Genomic DNA, 16,900 nt, shown 5'->3' with positions numbered 1-16,900 from the left:
TGTTAACTACGGTAACGGTTAATTACGGCCGGCGCTGCAATTTGCATAACCAACACAAAAAAATACGTCAGGCCAAGCGGGAAAAACGTGGCATGAAAACCACCCAAGGCCACCACCAGCAACGCAATGGTGAACAGCACTTTCAGCGCTTCCCCAATAACAAATGACCAGGCAATACGTCCTTCCGATGGGTTATGTGCCTGATGACGCAAGGCAAACATCATAAACACCATATTTGGCAACCAGGCTGCCAATCCTCCTCCCAGCGCAGACATCGCCGCTCTGGAGCTAACAGTCCCAAACGCTGCGCTGATGACGAGCAGCGTGACCATCTGCACCAGCAACGACCACCGAGCAAGCCTTCCACTATAAATATATACAGACATGATATTTGCTCTCTAAAGCACCGTTCAGAGGTATGCTGAATGACCGTATAAAACTGCCTTTGAAGTGACGAGTCAAGCAGCGAAAAACGAGCAAATTATACGGGTCAGCCAAGCGAATTCAATCAATAAGTAGCAAAAAGGTGAATGATTATTTAAATCTGTTTCCGAAGCCTTATTTTTACTAACTATCTTCAATACACACCGCGGAACACGCCGCTATTCAATCACCGGTAATATGTGATACCTCTCACATAAAACAAAGATGATGCATTTATATATGAATTGATTTTTTATTGTCTTTAGCAAAAAAAGGGATTTATCTTTTTTAATTTCAATACTTTAAAAACAAACATTAAGAAAACAGCCAACATGCACTATTAAAACCATCTATTGACAAGCAAGATAATTTTTTTCCATTTTTTTTAACAATCTTCACTAAAAAAAACAGCGAAAGAAATCCTATTCGCCGCACGAAAACGAAACACTAAAAAAGCCGACTACGCACAGATATACAACAGGCTTGTAAATATTTCGTGAATACACTCATTGCGGCCAACACTATTTCATCAAAAGCTATAAGCATGATAATCTTAAAAATATTTATAATTTTTTTGATAAATGACAAAATTAGTTTGGTTTAAGCACCACTAAATGGCGCTCGCCTTCTAACTCAGGAACGGATAAGGGAACGATTTTATCCAGCACAACGCCTTCAGAAAGCCGTTCCAGCTCGTCGTGAGGCACTCCCCCTTTCAGAGCGTAAAATCGCCCGGTCGAATGCGCAGGCAGGTGTTTACACCAATCAACCATATCCTGTAACGAAGCAAATGCGCGGCTGATAACGCCGTCGAATGGCGGCTCGGAAGGATAATCCTCAACCCGACTTTGAACCGGTTCGATATTGGTCAGTTGCAACTCATGCTGAACCTGACGTAAAAACCGCACGCGCTTACCCAGGCTATCCAGCAGAACGAAATGAGCATCGGGGAGAACAATGGATAACGGCACACCGGGTAATCCCGGCCCGGTTCCCACATCGATAAAGCGCTTTCCGGCAAGATACGGCGCCACGACCAGGCTATCCATGATATGACGAATCAACATCTGCTCAGGCTCACGCACGGACGTCAGGTTATAGGCTTTATTCCACTTGTGAAGCAAACCGACATACCGGATAAGCAAATCTTTCTGCTTATCGGTCAACGCCATACCGGCAAGCTGTAACAAGCGGTCGAGTTTCTGGAGCACGGGAAATCCTGATTGTTGGTTGATAATAAGCGACAGGCCGCGTCGCCGCGGCCGTAAAAGCAAAGGGGATAATCAGGCGCTGCGACGCAGCAAACCCTGTTTTTTGAGCCACACCAGCAAAATGGAGATTGCTGCAGGCGTGATGCCCGATATCCGGGATGCCTGACCAATAGAACTTGGTTTATGGTCGTTCAACTTGGCGATCACTTCGTTGGATAATCCACTTACCTGTCGATAATCAAGATCGGCCGGCAACAGAGTATTTTCATTCCGTGACTGTTTATCGATCTCATCCTGCTGCCGGGCGATATACCCCTCGTACTTGACCTGAATCTCCACCTGCTCAGCCGCCTGGGCGTCAACAAGTGCGGGTGAAAACATCGGTAAGCGGGTCAGCATTGCATAGTCGATTTCAGGGCGACGCAGTAAATCTTCGCCGCTGGCCTCACGGGACAACGGCGTTTTCAGCAACACATTGACCTGCTCGATCTGCCCGGACTGCGGATGGACGAATATTCCACGCAATCGCTGACGCTCTTTCTCGATGTTTTCCAATTTCTCGTTGAAACGAGCCCAACGCTCATCGTCCACCATCCCCAGCTGTCGTCCAATTTCAGTCAGGCGAAGATCGGCGTTATCTTCCCTGAGCATCAACCGGTATTCCGCTCGTGAAGTAAACATGCGATACGGCTCGCGTGTTCCCAACGTACAGAGATCGTCGACGAGAACCCCCAAATACGCCTGATCGCGACGCGGCGTCCATCCCTCTTGATCGAATGCCAAACGTGCGGCGTTCAGGCCGGCAAGCATCCCCTGGGCAGCGGCCTCTTCGTAGCCGGTAGTGCCGTTAATCTGCCCGGCGAAAAACAGGCCGGCGATATATTTGCTTTCCAGCGTTTGTTTCAAATCACGCGGATCGAAATAGTCATACTCGATCGCATACCCAGGGCGAACGATCCTGGCGTTTTCCATTCCCTGCATAGAACGGACAATCTGCCACTGAACATCAAACGGGAGGCTGGTGGAAATACCGTTCGGATAAATCTCGTTGCTGGTCAGCCCTTCAGGTTCAAGAAAGATCTGATGCGCATTGCGGTCGGCAAACCGCATGACCTTATCCTCGATTGAAGGGCAATAACGTGGCCCGATACCTTCAATAACACCGGCGTACATTGGGCTGCGATCCAGATTATTACGAATCACTTCGTGAGTATGTTCATTGGTATGCGTGATGTAACAAGGCATTTGCGCCGGATGCTGGCTGGCATCCCCCAGAAAGGAGAACACCGGCATTGGATTATCGCCGTGCTGTTGGGTCAGTACGCTGAAATCGATAGTACGCGCATCAATACGCGGAGGAGTACCGGTTTTGAGGCGGCCTACGCGCAGCGGCAGTTCTCTCAAACGACGTGATAGGGCAACCGATGGAGGATCGCCGGCGCGACCGCCGCTGTAGTTGTCCAAACCAATATGGATCTTACCGTCAAGAAAAGTACCGACCGTCAGCACGACGGTTCTGGCGCGAAATTTCAACCCCATCTGGGTCACTACGCCCACCACACGATCGTTTTCCACGATCAGATCATCGACAGCCTGCTGGAAGATCATCAGATTAGGCTGGTTCTCCAGTGCTGTACGTACTGCCTGGCGATAAAGCACCCTATCCGCTTGGGCGCGGGTGGCGCGAACGGCTGGCCCTTTGCTGGAGTTTAGTATCCTAAACTGAATCCCGCCCCTGTCGATGGCGCGCGCCATCAGGCCGCCCATGGCATCGATTTCTTTTACCAGGTGTCCCTTTCCGATACCGCCGATCGCCGGGTTGCAGGACATTTGCCCCAGCGTATCAATATTGTGGGTTAACAGGAGGGTTTGACGTCCCATACGGGCGGAAGCCATAGCGGCTTCGGTACCTGCATGGCCACCGCCGATCACGATGACGTCAAAAGGATCCGGATAAAACATGGTACTGCACCTCGCGTGGTTGCGAATGATCGTTACTCGCCCTGGGGTGGGGGATTCTACTTGAGTTTGAACCGGCGACCAACCCTGTAGGATCGTCGGGTAGTTAAAGAAAGATCTTTTTTATTTAAAGATCTCTTTATTAGATCTCTTATTAGGATCGTCCCTTGCTGTGGATAACGCGGGATCCGGAATGAAGATCAATGAGTTAAAACCGATCACTCTCTGTGAATGATCGGTGATCCCAGCCCGTATAAGCTGGGATCAGAATCGGTGATTATGCACAACTCAAAAAACGAACAGCAGTTATCATTTGGATAACTACTGGTTTTACCCGTGATCTTAAAAGATTTATCCACAGGGAGAGCGAAAAAATATTTTTTATTTGAGTTGTTCGATCCACGATCCCAACCAGACTTCGGCGGGATCTTCCGGTATCTCATGCCTGGTTATGTCGACTTGTAGCATATCGCCGATCCGACGAGCCTTAAGATCCTGAAGCAGTCGATCCATCTTGACGATCGCGCCGCAGAACGTGTCGTATTCACTGCTGCCGATCCCGATCGCACCGAAGGAAACCTGAGAAAGATCGGGCTTACCGGCAACCAGTTCGTCATAAAGCGATTGCAGGTTATCGGGAAGATCGCCGGCGCCATGCGTGGACGTCACCACCAGCCATAATCCCTGCAGCGGGATATCGTTCAATGCCGGGCCGTGCTGCACGTTGGTGGAAAACCCGGCTTGTTGCAGCAGTGTTTCCAAATGTTCCGCAACGTACTCGGCGCTGCCCAGCGTACTGCCGCTGATAAGGGTTATGTCCGTCATTGGCGATCCCGACTGATAAAAGACGGCACATTGTACGCTGTGATTTTTGTGGGATCTACCTGTGGATAATAAGGGGATAGTAAAAAGCGTTTAAGGCGTGATAGTCCGCATGATCGGGTTCTGCAGGGAGATCAGGGTTTCGGTGGATTGAATTTCATCAATGGTCTGGATCTTGTTGATAAGTACATGTTGCAGCGCATCGATGGAACGGCACATCACCTTGATGAAGATGCTGTAATGGCCGGTGGTGTAGTAGGCTTCCACGACTTCTTCCAGGTTATTCAGCTTTTCCAGCGCGGAAGGGTAGTCCTTGGCGCTTTTCAGTATGATGCCGATAAAACAGCAGACATCGTAGCCCAACTGCTTGGGGTTGATGTCGAGTCGGGTACCCAAAATGATGCCCGCTTGCTTCATTTTTTCTACCCGCACATGAATAGTGCCGGGACTGACTGCAAACTGTTTGGCCAGCTCGGCGTAAGGGGTGCGGGCATTTTCCATCAGCAGGTTTAGAATGCCGCGATCGAGCTCGTCCATTGAATAGATGTCTGCCATGGCATATTTCTCTTTATTGATCGTCAGGGCGTTTTACTGCTTATCACCGCGGTTAGCAATCCCCTGGCCTGATGGAAAGAGAATGCTCAGGCATTCTCATGCTGAAATCGACGCAGCAACCGGCTTTTCAACCCGGTATCGAAACGCCAGATGTGGTCAAAAATACGCAGGATGCCCGGTTTGCCGTGATCGGACATCGCGACCGCGTGAAAACGGTGCTGAGACTGTTGTTGCCGGCGTTTCATTTCGCCGATCAGCGGTTCCGGCAGCCGCTGGGCGATAAAGTCGGAAATCACGACGGCATCGGCGTCATGCCAGGTTTGAGTGTCCAATGCTTTCATCAGCGCGGAAAGACAACTAGCCAGGTCGGTACCGCCGCGGAATGTTTGGCTCAGAAAGCGGGTTGCTTCATCCAGACCATTCGGAGACGTCAATTCGTAACTGACGATGCCGGTGGAAAACAAAATGATGTAGCAACGGCGATTTTCCGCCAGCGCGATGCGCATCAGCGCCAGGCAAAACGCCTTGGCGCAGCGTTCATTGAAACCGCCCATGGAGCCCGACGTATCCACGCAGACGATGAACGGGCCGCGCGGCTGTTGTTCATTGCGCTGGTGCGCGACGTCGTTCCAGCGTTTTTTCCCGCCAGTTATCGCCCTGAAGGCGGTATGTCATCAGGCGGTGCTCCGACAGGCGTCGGTAAAATTCGTATTCCAGTTCGGCGATACCCAGTGTGGACAGCTCTGTGGGTATCAACCTCAGGATATCGTCGCTTTGATGCACGCCGCTCACTTGTTCCGGCATGGCGGCGGGCTCGCGCACCATGACCCGCAATGATTCGACGGGAGCTTCGTGCGCCGGCGCGGATTTGGTTTCCCGGCTGCGGCCTAAGCGTTCAGCCAACCGCTGTAATTGCGGCTGTTGTTTAAGAAATTCAGCGACATCGCACAGCATCTCAAACGGTTGGCTGACCCGTTTACCGGCGGTCAAATCCCACAACCGCCCCGCTGCCGTATCATTCTCTGCCAATACCGGTTCCAGTGCTCCGCTGATCGTCAGGCGTTGCTGGATCTCGTCCAGCAACAGTTCACGCTCCTGCTCGACGATCTGTTGATGCAGATTCATGGTTTGCAAGGTCAGGCTCATGCGCCAGCGCTGCATAAACAAGGAATGTAGCCCGCCAGTGATGGAGAGCACGGCACTGGCGGATGCATTGAGCGGTTTGAGTATCGTTTCCGCCTGGGGCAGAAATGGGGAATCAACGCTCCGGAGCGTTGAAATGACCCCCGGCAGGTTGGACTGAAATGTGCCTTCACCGGAAAACTGCGTCTGCTGGTAGCAGGTGAACTCTTTCTCCAGTTCCGGCGGTGTCTGGGTATCCCTCAGCCGGAGTTTCAGGTTTTCTTTCCAGGCGGACAGGTCTTTGATCACGGAGGTTTTAAGACGCGGATACTTGTCGAAGAACATGACCAACTGCGGGGTAGCCATCATGGTCACGATCAGATCATCGAGCAGATCGTTTTCATCAATGGATAGCAGCATCTCCAAGGATTCCAGCGTCAGCATATCCGTTACTCCCGTTGCGACTGTTCTATCTGTTCGTCGACCTGTTGCAGGCTTTCCTCGATACTGGCCAACCAGTCCCGGGGAACGAACAAACAAGGTTGATGCCGTTCAAATGAACGACGCTGTTCACGCAATTGAATTTTCAGCGTTTCGTATTCCTGAAGTATGTCTTCAGGCAGGTCACGATTGATCTTGCCCGGCAGGGACAAGATGGAACTTTGCAGACTGATGTCCCGGATAATCAGATGCTGGCGATCGTCCACTTCCATGTCGATAGGTTGGGCAAATCCAACGCCGTTAAGCTTGCCCCGTATTTCACCGCCTTTCTGTAACCAGGTTTCCAGCGCCGAGCCAGCGATCACCACATGTGTCACGGTGTGATCGTGTAGGAGTAGAGGTTTTTGTAATACCAGCGTCAGCGCTTCTGATGCAGCGATGCCGTCCGGTAATGAATAATGAGACTTGCGGCCGAAAAGGTTTACCTGCTTCTCTACTGTAAACGCTTGCAGTTCACTTTGTTGTTGCTGATATTGCTGTCGTTTGACATTGAGTTGTTGCAGACGGAACAACAGCGCCCTTTGCTGGTAGGCTTGTTCGGTCATCAATTGGGTCAGTTGCCGTTCCACCAGCGTATGGGAATCCAGGTCGTGCCACAGACAATCTTTAAGTAGGATCAGGTCAATCGGCGTAATGGTTTCTCGCCCGCTAAAAAAGGCGCAAGCCTGCAACAGACGGATGGCTTTTTTCCACCGGCGGTCGGATACATAAGGCGCGTTTGCCTGAGCGTCCAATTGCTGGCGCAGTTGATAAATCAACTCAAAGCAGTATTCCGGTAACGGTATATGATCGATATGTGATTGCCATTCATAATATTCTTCGTCGCTGACGCTCAATGACTGGTTGACCGGGTTGTCGCGTTCGCCGGCGGTAGTGGTGAGCATGGCGCGAAAATTACCTTTATCCTGAACCCGGTCGAGCCACAGGCGTATCAACATGCGGTCATACAATGCTTCCAGACTGCTGTCTGTTTCCGGCAGTTCGTTGGATGCCGTAACCAGCAATCTCATGGGGATGGGTTCTTCACTGTTGCCGTTGCGGAAACGGCGTTCGTTGATGGCGGTCAGCAGGGTGTTCAGTATGGCTGGCCCGGCTTTCCAGATTTCATCCAGAAAGACAATTTCGGCTTCCGGCAGATAACCGCTGGTGAGCCGCTGATAGCGGCCTTCATCTTTCAGCGCCTGAATGGATAGCGGGCCGAATACTTCTTCCGGCGTAGAAAAACGAGTCATCAAATATTCAAAAGCATTGGCGTGTTTAAACGCATATTTCAGACGTCGAGCGATCAAACTTTTTGCTATTCCCGGCGGGCCCAGCAAAAAAACGCTTTCACCGCTCAGTGCAGCCAGTAGACAAAGTCGAATAACGTGCTGTCTTTCATAGAGGCCGTGTTCTAGCGCATGACTCAGGCGAGATATACGGTCAGCCAGTGCTGTGGGTTGCATCATGATTTATCCGTTACTGTTAATTACCGTATCGGGTTTGTAAGAGTAGCCTGTTGGACACTACGGTTTATTTATGAACCATACATTAATTTTTGGCAGGGCCGATATCGATAATCGATTAATAGCGCTTATCTGACGGCACGAAGATGATTTTTAAAATGGGCTTTTAACGTGATTTGTGCATACTGTGCGTTTTCAGGCCACAACAACCAAAATAAGGCCTGACAGGTCAATGAATAGATAACAGAAGATAAGATTTATGAGTTCAGAACATAAACGCTCACTTCCTGCGGTGACGCTGGCGGCAATCGGGGTGGTCTATGGCGATATAGGTACCAGCCCGCTGTATACGCTCAGGGAGTGTCTTTCAGGTCAGTTTGGTTTTGGCGTCGAGCCTGATTCCGTTTTTGGTTTTCTCTCGCTGATTTTCTGGCTGCTGGTGCTGGTGGTCTCCCTGAAGTATCTGTCCTATGTGATGCGGGCGGATAATGCCGGGGAAGGGGGGATCCTGACGCTGATGTCGCTGGCGGGTCGCAATACGTCAGATCGGGTAACTGCCGCGGTGGTGATTATGGGGCTGATCGGCGGCAGTTTTTTCTATGGCGAAGTGGTGATTACGCCGGCCATTTCGGTGATGTCGGCGATTGAAGGCCTGGATATCGTGGCGCCCTCGCTGGATACCTATATCGTACCGGTGTCGATCGTCGTACTCACGTTGCTGTTTATGATTCAAAAGCACGGTACCGGCCGGGTCGGCAGCCTGTTTGCGCCGATCATGATGCTTTGGTTCCTGTCGCTGGGGGTGCTGGGCGCTCGCAGCATTATCGCCAATCCCGAAGTGTTGCGGGCGATGAACCCGATGTGGGCAGTCAACTTTTTTACCCAGTACAAAGCGGTCTCTTTCTTTGCTTTAGGCGCGGTGGTGTTGGCGATTACCGGGGTGGAAGCGTTGTATGCCGACATGGGGCATTTCGGCAAAAAGCCTATCCGTATCGCCTGGTTTTCGGTGGTGTTGCCGTCGCTGGTACTCAATTATTTCGGGCAAGGGGCGTTGTTGTTGAAAACGCCGGATGCCATCAAGAACCCGTTCTTCCTGCTGGCGCCCGATTGGGCGCTGATTCCTCTGTTAGTGCTGGCGACGCTGGCGACCATTATCGCCTCTCAGGCGGTGATTTCCGGTGTATTTTCGTTGACGCGCCAGGCGGTGCGCCTGGGCTATTTGCCGCCGATGCGAATTGTGCACACCTCGGATATGGAGTCCGGGCAAATCTATATTCCGGTGATTAACTGGCTGCTGTATATCGCCGTGGTGATCGTGATCGTCAGTTTCGAACACTCCAGCAATCTGGCGGCGGCCTACGGCATCGCCGTTACCGGCACCATGGTGTTGACCAGCATTCTTTCCTGTACCGTCGCGGTGAAAAACTGGAACTGGTACCGCTATCTGGTATGGCTGCTGTTGGCCGCATTGCTGTTCATTGATGTGCCGATGTTCCTGGCCAACGTGGTGAAAATCGTTTCCGGCGGTTGGTTGCCGTTGGCGCTGGGGTTGGTGATGTTCGTCATCATGACCACCTGGAAAAGCGAACGTTTCCGTCTGCTGCGTCGGGTGCATGAGCACGGCAACTCGCTGGATGCGATGATCGTTTCGCTGGAAAAGAATCCGCCGGTGCGGGTGCCCGGTACGGCGGTTTATCTGTCTCGCGCTACCCATGTTATCCCGTTTGCGTTGCTGCATAACCTTAAACACAACAAGGTGTTGCACGAGCGCGTGGTGTTGTTGACCATGCGCACGGAAGATGCGCCTTACGTGCACAATGCCCGGCGTGTGTCGGTTGAACAGCTTTCTCCGACTTTCTGGCGGGTGATCGCCAACTACGGCTGGCGGGAAACGCCCAACGTGGAAGAAGTCTTCCATCGTTGCTGGCAGGATGGTTTGACCTGCCAGATGATGGAGACCACTTTCTTCTTGTCGAACGAGTCGCTGACGATGGGCAAACGCCCCTGGTATCTGCGTATTCGCGGCAAGCTGTTCATGATGCTCAGCCGAAACGCGCTGCGGGCGGCGGATCAGTTCGAGATCCCACCCAATCGGCTGATCGAACTGGGTATTCAGGTTGAGATCTAAGCAAGAGGCCGGTTTCCGGCCTTTTTTATTGTCAGCTGTAAACCACCTCCTCGGGAGGTGGTGATGGTTGTCGGTGGTTGCTTTATGCGTAGGGTTCCGTCAGGTGATTAAAACCTGCTGGTAACGCGCAATTTCATCGCCATTCAGGCGTTGACCGTGTTCGAAATCATGACTTCATGGCATGCAAGCTGCTCACCTCAATGACGCCTAACGGAATAGGTAATAAGCGGCTTCTTCGTGTCATCGTCGCCTTCTTTTTCTGCTGCTGATGTACGTTTTTTATTCTTTTGTCATATAAGCGAAACGTTTCGATAGCGATCACATTTTTATCAGCTCGACATTGCCTTTTGTTATGGCTTTTTTACACTCATGTATAAGCGAAACGTTTCGCTATCGGAGTGATGAAAATGAAAAAAGGCGTGTTACTGAATGCAGAGGTGTCTGCCGTGATTTCCCGGCTGGGGCATACCGACCAGCTGACGATCGCTGATGCGGGGTTGCCCATTCCTGATAGTACGGTTCGAATCGATCTGGCGTTGACGCACAACGTTCCCGGTTTCATGCAGGTGCTGGACGTGGTGACGGCTGAAATGCAAGTGGAAGCCGCCATTTTGGCTGAAGAGATTATCGATAAAAATCCACAGCTTCATGACGCAATACTTAATCACTTGCAACAACTCGAACAACATCAGGGAAATTCCATTTCTATCGATTATGTCAGCCACGAAGCGTTCAAACAGCAAAGTGGCGAAAGCCGGGCCATTGTCCGCAGCGGCGAATGTTCGCCGTATGCGAATGTGATCCTTTGTGCGGGTGTAACTTTCTGAGGCATTAATGCAACCTTTACTGCAACTGCAAGGTATCACCAAATCGTTTCCTGGCGTGAAGGCATTGGCTGGCGCTGCGCTCAATGTCTATCCGGGAAAGGTGATGGCGCTGGTGGGCGAAAACGGCGCCGGTAAATCCACCATGATGAAAGTGCTGACCGGGATTTATCGTAAGGATGCCGGCAGTATCCATTTTATGGGTAAAGAGGTGGATTTCAGCGGCCCTAAAGCCTCTCAGGAAGCGGGTATCGGTATTATCCATCAGGAACTGAACCTGATTCCCCAGATCAGCATCGCGGAGAATATCTTTCTCGGACGCGAATTTACCCATCGCATTGGCCGTATCGACTGGCCGCGGATGTATGCCGAAGCGGATAAGCTGTTGGCGCGTCTGAATCTGAACTACGACAGCCGGCGTCTGGTCGGGGAGCTGTCCATCGGCGAGCAGCAGATGGTCGAGATTGCCAAAGTGCTGAGCTTTGAATCCAAAGTGATCATTATGGATGAGCCGACGGATGCGTTGACGGATACCGAAACGGCATCGTTATTCAGTGTGATCAAAGAGTTGCAATCGCATGGCTGCGGCATTGTTTATATTTCCCACCGCCTGAAAGAGATTTTTGACATCTGTAACGACGTCACGGTGTTCCGCGACGGTCAGTTCATCGGCGAGCGTCCGGTGCGTGAATTGCAGGAAGATACGCTGATTGAAATGATGGTGGGCCGTAAGCTGGAAGAGCAATACCCCCGGCTCGATCAGGCGCCGGGCGATGTGCGGTTGAAGGTGAGCGGGTTGTGCGGCCCGGGTGTGGACAATGTCAGTTTCACGTTGCGCAAAGGCGAGATTCTTGGGGTCGCCGGGTTGATGGGGGCCGGGCGAACTGAGCTGATGAAAGTGTTGTACGGTGCGTTTCCCCGTACACAAGGCTCCGTATGGCTGGACGGCAAGGACATCACGTCGAACAGTGCCCAGGAAGGTCTGGCCAACGGTATCGTTTACATTTCGGAAGACCGCAAGCGCGACGGGCTGGTGCTCGGCATGTCGGTGAAAGAAAACATGTCGTTGACCGCATTACGCTATTTCAGTAATCAGGCCGGTTCGCTGCGCCATGAAGACGAGCGCATCGCGGTGGAAGATTTTATTCGTTTGTTCAATATCCGCACGCCATCGATGGACCAAACCATAGGGCTGCTTTCCGGCGGCAACCAGCAGAAAGTGGCGATTGCCCGCGGGTTGATGACGCGCCCTAAAGTCCTGATTCTGGATGAGCCGACTCGCGGCGTGGATGTTGGGGCGAAGAAAGAGATCTATCAATTAATCAACCAGTTCAAGCAAGAAGGGTTGAGCATCATTCTGGTGTCTTCGGAAATGCCGGAAGTGCTCGGCATGAGCGATCGCATCATTGTGATGCATGAGGGTCGCCTGAGCGGTGAATTCCCTATTGAGCAAGCAACCCAGGAAACGCTGATGGCCGCGGCCGTTGGTAAGCAATACGGCGCAACGCAGGAGTAAGCCCCATATGAGTTCTCAAACTATCCCGGCTAAGCGCCGGTTCAGCAAGCAGTGGTTGATGGAGCAGAAGTCCCTGATCGCCTTACTGGTGCTCATTGCCGTGGTCTCTTCCATGAGCCCCAATTTCTTCACGCTGAATAATTTGTTCAATATTCTGCAGCAGACATCGGTCAACGCCATTATGGCCGTCGGGATGACGCTGGTGATCCTGACTTCCGGCATCGATTTGTCCGTTGGGTCGGTGTTGGCGCTGACGGGCGCGGTGGCCGCGTCTATCGTCGGGCTGGAGATCAATGCGTTGGTGGCGGTGTTCGCCGCTCTGGCGCTGGGTGCCGTTATTGGCGCCGGTACCGGGATTATCGTCGCCAAAGGCCGGGTTCAGGCGTTTATCGCCACGTTGGTCATGATGCTGCTGTTACGTGGCGTCACCATGGTTTATACCAACGGCAGCCCGGTTAATACCGGATTTTCCTCAGCAGCGGACACTCTGGGGTGGTTCGGCATCGGTCGTCCTTTTGGCGTACCTGCGCCAATCTGGATTATGGCAGTGGTGTTTTTGGCGACCTGGTACATGCTGCACCATACCCGTCTCGGGCGTTATATCTATGCGCTTGGCGGCAATGAAGCGGCAACACGCCTTTCCGGCATCAGTGTTGATAAGGTGAAGGTGGTGGTGTACTCGCTGTGCGGCTTGTTATCGGCGTTGGCGGGCATTATTGAAGTGGCTCGCTTGTCGTCGGCGCAGCCAACGGCAGGGACAGGTTATGAACTGGATGCCATCGCTGCGGTGGTGCTGGGGGGGACGAGCCTGTCCGGTGGTAAAGGGCGCGTGGTGGGAACGTTGATCGGGGCTCTGATTCTGGGGTTCCTGAACAATGGGCTTAACCTGTTAGGTGTTTCTTCTTACTACCAGATGATCGTCAAGGCTGTCGTTATTTTGCTGGCGGTTTTGGTAGATAACAAAAGCAGTAAATAACCTTCATTCACACAGGAATAGAGATATGAATTTAAAGAAGATTGCTACTCTGGTTTCCGTTGTCGCGCTGAGTGCTTCCGTCAGTGCTAATGCGTTGGCAAAGGATACTATTGCTCTTGTTGTTTCTACACTGAATAACCCGTTCTTTGTGACGCTGAAAGACGGCGCTCAGAAGGAAGCGGACAAACTGGGTTACGATCTGATTGTGCTGGATTCCCAGAACAACCCCGCTAAAGAGCTTTCCAACGTACAGGACTTGACGGTTCGCGGTACCAAACTATTGCTGATCAACCCGACCGACTCCAACTCCGTGGGTAATGCGGTGAAACTGGCTAACCAGGCCAAGATCCCGGTTATTACGCTGGATCGCGTGGCGGCGAGTGGTGAAGTCGTTAGCCACGTCGCTTCCGATAACGCCTTCGGCGGTAAGGTCGCCGGGGATTTCATCGCCAAAAAATTGGGTGAAGGCGCCAAGATTATCCAGCTGGAAGGCCTGGCCGGAACTTCCGCTGCGCGTGAGCGTGGGGCTGGTTTCATGAAATCCGCTGAAAAGAACAAGTTTGTTATTCTGGCTAGTCAGCCAGCGGATTTTGATCGCACCAAAGGGTTGAACGTGATGCAGAACCTGCTGACCGCACACCCGGATGTGAAAGCCGTGTTCGCGCAGAATGATGAAATGGCGCTGGGCGCACTGCGTGCGTTGCAGACGGCAGGCCGTGATGACGTGATGCTGGTGGGTTTCGATGGTACGGCTGACGGCATGAAGGCGGTTGAAGGCGGTAAAATGGCGGCTACCGTGGCGCAACGCCCCGAACAGATTGGCGTCATTGGTGTTGATACTGCTGATAAGGTTCTGAAAGGCGAGAAAGTTCAGGCCATTATTCCGGTCGACTTGAAATTGGTGACGAAACAATAAGCGTAATACGCAGGGTCAGCGCCACCTGATATGCGGGTGGCGCACAATTGATATCGGGGTTCATGCGAATGAAATCAGGCAAGCTGGTAGTGTTGGGCAGTATTAATGCGGACCATATTCTGAATCTGGAACAGTTTCCACGCCCTGGTGAAACGGTGATCGGTAAACAATATGGCGTAGCGTTTGGCGGCAAGGGTGCAAATCAGGCGGTAGCTGCTGGGCGTAGTGGCGCGGATATTTCCTTCATTGCCTGCGTTGGCGAAGATGACATCGGTACCCGTATTTGCCAGCAATTGACCCGCGATCGGATCGATGTTTCCGCTGTTGAGGCTGTTTCCGGTCACACCACCGGTGTGGCGCTGATTTTCGTTAATGGCGAAGCAGAGAATATGATCGGTATTCATGCAGGTGCCAATGCGGCGGTTACTCCCGCTTATATGATGCGCCATCAGCAGCATATCGTTGATGCTTCCGCGCTTCTGATGCAGCTTGAGTCCCCGCTGGATACGGTTGTCGAGGCGGCGCGTTTGGCTCATCAGCATGGAACTAAAGTGATTTTAAACCCGGCTCCTGCTTGCCCCTTGCCTGATGAACTGCTGGCGTTGGTGGATATGATCACCCCGAATGAAACCGAAGCGCAGATCCTGACCGGTGTGACCATTAACACGGAGGACGATGCTCAGCGGGCGGCGCAGGTGCTGCATGATAAAGGCATAGCTACGGTTTTGATCACGCTTGGCAGCCGCGGTGTCTGGTTGAGTGAAGATGGGCAAGGGGTGCGTATTCCGGGATTTCGTGTGAAAGCTGTCGATACTATCGCAGCCGGCGATACCTTTAACGGCGCGCTGGTCACTGCGTTGCTGGAATCAAAACCGATGACGGACGCGGTTAAATTTGCGCATGCCGCCGCCGCGATTGCGGTTACTCGCCGTGGTGCTCAACCGTCGGTACCCTGGCGGGAAGAGATAGATGCTTTCCTGAATGGACAGGAGTGATTTTTGGCTACGATGAAGGATGTAGCGCGTCTGGCTAGGGTGTCTACGTCAACGGTTTCTCACGTTATCAATGACAACCGCTATGTCAGCGATGCGATTCGCGACCGAGTGATGAAGGCGGTTGATCAGCTCAATTACGCGCCATCGGCGCTGGCGCGTAGTCTTAAAATCAATCAAACCAGAACCATCGGTATGCTACTGACAGCCAGTAGCAACCCATTTTACGCGGAGGTGGTTCGCGGCGTTGAGCGCTGTTGCTATGAGCGTGGATATAGCCTGATTCTGTGTAATACGGAAGGCGATCACCATCGTATGAGCCGCAGCCTAGAAACGCTGTTGCAAAAAAGAGTGGATGGTTTATTGCTGATGTGTACCGAGAGTCGGATGCCTTCTCCCGATATTATTCGCCGATATCCTTCAATTCCGGTGGTGATGATGGATTGGGCACCTTTCGACGGTAACAGTGATGTGATCAAAGATAACTCTCTGCAAGGGGGTGAAGCGGCAACGCATTATCTGATTTCCCAGGGATACCGCAAAATTGCCTGTATCGCCGGGCCGCAAGATAAAACAACCGCGCATAACCGGCTGGAAGGTTATCGCAAAGCTATGCATCAAGCGGGGTTAGTTATTCCCGAAGGGTATGAAGTTACCGGTGACTTTGAATTTGAAACCGGTTTTCGTGCGATGGAGAGTCTGCTGGCATTGCCCGAACGGCCCCATGCTGTTTTTGCCTGTAATGATGCTATGGCGGTCGGCGCTTATCATGCGCTATATCAGGCTGGGTTATCCGTTCCGCATGATATGGCGGTTATCGGTTATGACGATATCGAATTGGCTCGTTATCTATCGCCGCCGCTTACGACTGTCCACCAACCGAAGGATGAACTGGGTGAGCTGGCGATTGATACGCTACTTCACCGTCTGGAGCATCCAGGAGCAGAGCCTGCATTATTAGTCCTGACACCTGAGTTGGTCATCCGGGATTCTGTTGGTCAGGGCCCTTCGATCGGTGTCTGATATCCCCGTATTCATCGTGCAGTGGTTAGTGGCTATCATTGCACTAAAAATGTGACGCGGTTAAAAAAAAGACGAACAGTAAGTTTTTTTCAATTAACGCTTGTCAGGTGCGGATAAGTCCCTATAATGCGCCACCACTGAGACGCGCTGATGCACAGCACAACGCGGTTCAGGACGGAGAAAGGCTAAAAAAAGTCGTTGACTCCGAATGAGGAAGGCGTAGTATACGCCACCTCGCGACAGCAGGCTGAGGCCGGTCGCAGCGCTCTTTAACAATTAATCAGACAATCTGTGTGGGCACTCGCATGACATTTCGGAACGAAAGAACTGAAAGTCTTGAAGAGTGAACAACAGTTAATTCATTACGAACTAACAACAGTAAATTCTTTGAGCACCGCTTCTCGAGTAGAAGCAAATCAAACTTTAAATTGAAGAGTTTGATCATGGCTCAGATTGAACGCTGGCGGCAGGCCTAACACATGCAAGT

13 protein-coding genes and 1 pseudogene are annotated in these 16,900 nt (G+C 52.0%); 7 read left to right on the top strand and 7 right to left on the bottom strand.

The window, feature by feature from the left end:
• Positions 1 to 2: 2 nt before the first annotated feature.
• From atpI to ravA, 7 genes and pseudogenes are all read right to left on the bottom strand, one after another.
• Positions 3 to 386, bottom strand: coding sequence for a F0F1 ATP synthase subunit I (atpI, locus tag DPA2511_RS20510; RefSeq protein ID WP_015855631.1), 384 nt, complete (start codon positions 384 to 386; stop codon positions 3 to 5).
• A gap of 627 nt (positions 387 to 1,013) precedes the next feature.
• Positions 1,014 to 1,634 carry a 16S rRNA (guanine(527)-N(7))-methyltransferase RsmG gene (rsmG, locus tag DPA2511_RS20505; RefSeq protein WP_015855630.1) on the bottom strand — a complete coding sequence of 207 codons (621 nt, stop codon included), beginning with the start codon at positions 1,632 to 1,634 and terminating at the stop codon, positions 1,014 to 1,016.
• Between the two features lie 72 nt (positions 1,635 to 1,706).
• Complete coding sequence (gene mnmG / locus DPA2511_RS20500; protein WP_015855629.1) at positions 1,707 to 3,596, bottom strand: tRNA uridine-5-carboxymethylaminomethyl(34) synthesis enzyme MnmG; 1,890 nt, start codon at positions 3,594 to 3,596, stop codon at positions 1,707 to 1,709.
• 378 nt (positions 3,597 to 3,974) lie between these two features.
• Complete coding sequence (mioC, locus tag DPA2511_RS20495; protein WP_015855628.1) at positions 3,975 to 4,418, bottom strand: FMN-binding protein MioC; 444 nt, start codon at positions 4,416 to 4,418, stop codon at positions 3,975 to 3,977.
• 90 nt (positions 4,419 to 4,508) lie between these two features.
• Positions 4,509 to 4,970, bottom strand: coding sequence for a transcriptional regulator AsnC (asnC, locus tag DPA2511_RS20490; RefSeq protein ID WP_015855627.1), 462 nt, complete (start codon positions 4,968 to 4,970; stop codon positions 4,509 to 4,511).
• Between the two features lie 86 nt (positions 4,971 to 5,056).
• Positions 5,057 to 6,536 (bottom strand): annotated as a pseudogene (gene viaA, locus DPA2511_RS22255) (ATPase RavA stimulator ViaA).
• 5 nt (positions 6,537 to 6,541) lie between these two features.
• Entirely contained in the window at positions 6,542 to 8,041 is a 1,500-nt protein-coding gene (gene ravA / locus DPA2511_RS20480; protein ID WP_015855625.1) for an ATPase RavA, read from the bottom strand.
• 256 nt (positions 8,042 to 8,297) lie between these two features.
• On the opposite strand from ravA, the gene kup reads away from it, so the two are divergent.
• The 7 genes from kup (at position 8,298) to rbsR (ending at position 16,413) form a co-directional block, all read left to right on the top strand.
• Positions 8,298 to 10,166: a low affinity potassium transporter Kup gene (kup, locus tag DPA2511_RS20475; protein ID WP_015855624.1), complete on the top strand. Its 1,869-nt coding sequence runs from the start codon at positions 8,298 to 8,300 to the stop codon at positions 10,164 to 10,166.
• Between the two features lie 407 nt (positions 10,167 to 10,573).
• On the top strand, positions 10,574 to 10,993 hold the full coding sequence (rbsD, locus tag DPA2511_RS20470; protein ID WP_015855623.1) for a D-ribose pyranase: 420 nt from the start codon (positions 10,574 to 10,576) through the stop codon (positions 10,991 to 10,993).
• A gap of 7 nt (positions 10,994 to 11,000) precedes the next feature.
• Positions 11,001 to 12,506 carry a ribose ABC transporter ATP-binding protein RbsA gene (gene rbsA, locus DPA2511_RS20465; protein ID WP_015855622.1) on the top strand — a complete coding sequence of 502 codons (1,506 nt, stop codon included), beginning with the start codon at positions 11,001 to 11,003 and terminating at the stop codon, positions 12,504 to 12,506.
• Between the two features lie 7 nt (positions 12,507 to 12,513).
• Positions 12,514 to 13,482 (top strand): ribose ABC transporter permease, encoded by a 969-nt coding sequence (gene rbsC / locus DPA2511_RS20460; RefSeq protein ID WP_015855621.1) that lies wholly within the window; start codon positions 12,514 to 12,516, stop codon positions 13,480 to 13,482.
• 25 nt (positions 13,483 to 13,507) lie between these two features.
• On the top strand, positions 13,508 to 14,398 hold the full coding sequence (rbsB, locus tag DPA2511_RS20455; protein WP_015855620.1) for a ribose ABC transporter substrate-binding protein RbsB: 891 nt from the start codon (positions 13,508 to 13,510) through the stop codon (positions 14,396 to 14,398).
• Positions 14,399 to 14,466: 68 nt separating this feature from the next.
• Positions 14,467 to 15,393: a ribokinase gene (gene rbsK / locus DPA2511_RS20450; protein ID WP_015855619.1), complete on the top strand. Its 927-nt coding sequence runs from the start codon at positions 14,467 to 14,469 to the stop codon at positions 15,391 to 15,393.
• A gap of 3 nt (positions 15,394 to 15,396) precedes the next feature.
• Positions 15,397 to 16,413 carry a ribose operon transcriptional repressor RbsR gene (gene rbsR / locus DPA2511_RS20445; RefSeq protein ID WP_015855618.1) on the top strand — a complete coding sequence of 339 codons (1,017 nt, stop codon included), beginning with the start codon at positions 15,397 to 15,399 and terminating at the stop codon, positions 16,411 to 16,413.
• Positions 16,414 to 16,900 lie beyond the last annotated feature (487 nt).

The organism is Musicola paradisiaca NCPPB 2511 (assembly GCF_000400505.1).
Lineage (GTDB): Bacteria > Pseudomonadota > Gammaproteobacteria > Enterobacterales > Enterobacteriaceae > Musicola > Musicola paradisiaca.
The sequence above is the reverse complement of the archived record's forward strand: the minus strand, read 5'-3'. Positions and strand labels throughout refer to the sequence as shown.

What these genes read in the sequence shown, in the direction of transcription:
- rbsD (WP_015855623.1), top strand. Translation starts at nt 10,574, where the DNA reads ATGAAAAAAGGCGTGTTACTGAATGCAGAGGTGTCTGCCGTGATTTCC.
- kup (WP_015855624.1), top strand. Translation starts at nt 8,298, where the DNA reads ATGAGTTCAGAACATAAACGCTCACTTCCTGCGGTGACGCTGGCGGCA.
- rbsA (WP_015855622.1), top strand. Translation starts at nt 11,001, where the DNA reads ATGCAACCTTTACTGCAACTGCAAGGTATCACCAAATCGTTTCCTGGC.
- asnC (WP_015855627.1), bottom strand. Translation starts at nt 4,970, where the DNA reads ATGGCAGACATCTATTCAATGGACGAGCTCGATCGCGGCATTCTAAAC.
- rbsB (WP_015855620.1), top strand. Translation starts at nt 13,508, where the DNA reads ATGAATTTAAAGAAGATTGCTACTCTGGTTTCCGTTGTCGCGCTGAGT.
- mioC (WP_015855628.1), bottom strand. Translation starts at nt 4,418, where the DNA reads ATGACGGACATAACCCTTATCAGCGGCAGTACGCTGGGCAGCGCCGAG.
- atpI (WP_015855631.1), bottom strand. Translation starts at nt 386, where the DNA reads ATGTCTGTATATATTTATAGTGGAAGGCTTGCTCGGTGGTCGTTGCTG.
- ravA (WP_015855625.1), bottom strand. Translation starts at nt 8,041, where the DNA reads ATGATGCAACCCACAGCACTGGCTGACCGTATATCTCGCCTGAGTCAT.
- mnmG (WP_015855629.1), bottom strand. Translation starts at nt 3,596, where the DNA reads ATGTTTTATCCGGATCCTTTTGACGTCATCGTGATCGGCGGTGGCCAT.
- rbsK (WP_015855619.1), top strand. Translation starts at nt 14,467, where the DNA reads ATGAAATCAGGCAAGCTGGTAGTGTTGGGCAGTATTAATGCGGACCAT.
- rbsC (WP_015855621.1), top strand. Translation starts at nt 12,514, where the DNA reads ATGAGTTCTCAAACTATCCCGGCTAAGCGCCGGTTCAGCAAGCAGTGG.